The organism is uncultured Campylobacter sp. (genome assembly GCF_937949835.1).
Taxonomy (GTDB): Bacteria; Campylobacterota; Campylobacteria; order Campylobacterales; family Campylobacteraceae; genus Campylobacter_B.
On sequence record NZ_CALEDC010000181.1, the window covers coordinates 1 to 2300 of the forward strand.

The 2300-nt window shown below is 47.7% G+C and carries 3 protein-coding genes; all 3 read right to left on the reverse strand.

Annotation, left to right across the window (positions count from 1 at the left end; all coding sequences use genetic code 11):
• Positions 1-139: 139 nt before the first annotated feature.
• A complete protein-coding gene (locus Q0256_RS03885; protein WP_297914856.1) occupies positions 140-703 on the reverse strand; it encodes a DedA family protein in 564 nt (187 codons plus the stop codon).
• A 480-nt stretch (positions 704-1183) separates the two neighbouring features.
• Positions 1184-1765 (reverse strand): lipid-binding SYLF domain-containing protein, encoded by a 582-nt coding sequence (locus tag Q0256_RS03890; protein WP_291938039.1) that lies wholly within the window; start codon positions 1763-1765, stop codon positions 1184-1186.
• Positions 1766-1775: 10 nt separating this feature from the next.
• Positions 1776-2300 (reverse strand): HDIG domain-containing metalloprotein (locus Q0256_RS03895; protein ID WP_297960208.1); only part of this gene is annotated, 525 nt, incomplete at its 5' end.

Here is a 2300-nt window from a genome sequence, read left to right on the forward strand (position 1 = left end):
TTACGCGAGGCGCCATCCAGGGTTTTGGAGGTAAAAACCCGTTCATCTTTAGCCGCGGGGCCGCGCGAATTGGAGATCAAATTTAGCACCAAAAGAAGTGTTGCAAAAATTGCGAGCGGGATCAGCTTTTTTGCCACCGCTAGCCTCTTTTGCGCGTGGCGAAGCGAAAATAGAGCACGATCGCCGCTACTATCGCGCCTAGAGCCAGCGGAGCGATCCACGGCGCATCCTTGATATGCACATAGAGCTCGCGCACAAAATCGCCCGCGTAGTAACTCAGTAATCCCACCACAAGCGCCCAAATGAGCGAGCTTACGGCATTGATGACGCTAAATTTTAAAAACGAATATTTTGTGATACCAATAGCAATCGGCACGAGGGTTTTGAGGCCGTAGATAAATTTTTTGATTAAAATTATGCGGTCGCCGTATTTACGAAACAAAATCTGCGCCAGAGCGAGGTTGCGGCGCTGTTTGCGCAGATATGGCATAATCTCTTTTTTGTTGTAGCGGCTTACTAAAAATAGCCCCGAATCGCCTATAAAGTTCGATATGCAGGCGATTACGATGCATAAGACGATATTGAGCTCGCCGGCCGAGCTTAGCACGCCCGCTGCCGCAAGCGCCAAAAATCCTCCGCCCAGCGAATACAAAAACAGTATCAGGTACCCCCACGTATGGAGGTTTTCAAACATCGACTCCATCGAATCCTTTCATTAGATCGTATAAAATTCTATAAATTTGACTAAAGCAGCTTTAAAATTCAGTGCGAAAACTTCACTCTAACATCCCACGACGCCACTTGATTTTGCTGCGACATTAAATTTAAAATTCCGCGCAGCTGTAGCAAAATACAAAATTTCGCCGCAAAATATTAAGCGAAATTTTAAAATAAAATTTCTAGACATCAAGCAAAATCTCCGCAAAATTTAGCGTTAAAATTTTGCAATTCTAAATTTAATGACAAAATTTCGACTTCTTTAGAATTCAAAGTAACTTGTGGATTACGCAGGATCTACACGATATCCTCAAATGCCTCCTACCCCGCGAATTGCAATAAAATTACGCACCCAACTCTATTATTCTGCAGAAATTACGCTAGCAAAATTCCAAGCCGCTAATAAAACGCTCATAAAGCAGGAATTTTTCGCTAAGCTATGCGCCTTAGCATCTTTAGCTAAATTTTACTCATCTGCGCCGATTACTCGCATCAAAAGCGCATAGCCCTCGGTATTTGGATCAAAAGCGCGATCATTTTTGGTCTCCAGCACCGAACCGCCAAGGCTCACTCCCGCAAACAGCCCGCCTTTATTCGTAAAGACATACATATCTTGATTTAGCACATCTAACGAGCCGGAATCCGCGCTGTAGTTACCTGCAACTGCCGTCGCATCGCCCGAAAGCGTGATTTGGGAATTTCGCATTTTTTGGATTACATCATCATGCATTACGAAAATAACCAGATAATTATCCTCATAGCCGATCTGAAGTCCTACGCTGGCGCTGCTGATCTCAGCGCCGCTTACGCTATGCGCGCCGTCGTTATTGTAGATGATGATCCCCTCGCCATACATTCCGCCTATGATGAAACCCAGCTTCTTAACGCTCGGAAAGATCACTATCGCGCGGGCTTGCTGCGCTAGGTATTTATACTGCGCGTTTGTGCGCATTACCGACGAATAGGCACTCGCGCTATCAATGATGAGCTCATCCTCGGCAAATGCCGCGCTAAAAAGCAAAAATAAAGCGATTATAAATTTTTTCATTTCATACTCCTTATTTGGCTATCTCGACCGCGCGAAGCTCGCGTATGACGTTAACCTTGATCTCGCCCGGGAATTGAACCTTATCTTGGATCTCCGAAGCGATCTCTTTAGCGACCAAAACCGCCTCATCGTCGTTCATGAGCTTGGCGTTTGCGATGACGCGGATTTCGCGACCTGCGTTGATCGCATAGGCTTGTTTGACGCCCGTTTTACTCATCGCGATCGCTTCGATGTCGCTAACGCGCTTTAGATAGCTCTCTAGCACCTCTCGTCTAGCACCCGGGCGCGCGGCACTTAGCGCGTCTGCGGCACAGACTGCGGCGCTTTCTACGCTGGTAGCCTCCTCGTGGCCGTGGTGGGCGTAGATAGCGTTTATAACTACCGGATGCTCTTTGTAGCGGCGACAAACCTCAGCGCCCAGATCTACGTGCGAGCCCTCGTACTCGTGAGTTAGCGCCTTGCCGATGTCGTGAAGCAGGCCTGCTCGCTTGGCTAGCTTTTGATCTCCGCCCGTTTCTGCGGCGATGATGCCCGC

What these genes read in the sequence shown, in the direction of transcription:
- Q0256_RS03885 (WP_297914856.1), bottom strand. Translation starts at nt 703, where the DNA reads ATGGAGTCGATGTTTGAAAACCTCCATACGTGGGGGTACCTGATACTG.
- Q0256_RS03890 (WP_291938039.1), bottom strand. Translation starts at nt 1,765, where the DNA reads ATGAAAAAATTTATAATCGCTTTATTTTTGCTTTTTAGCGCGGCATTT.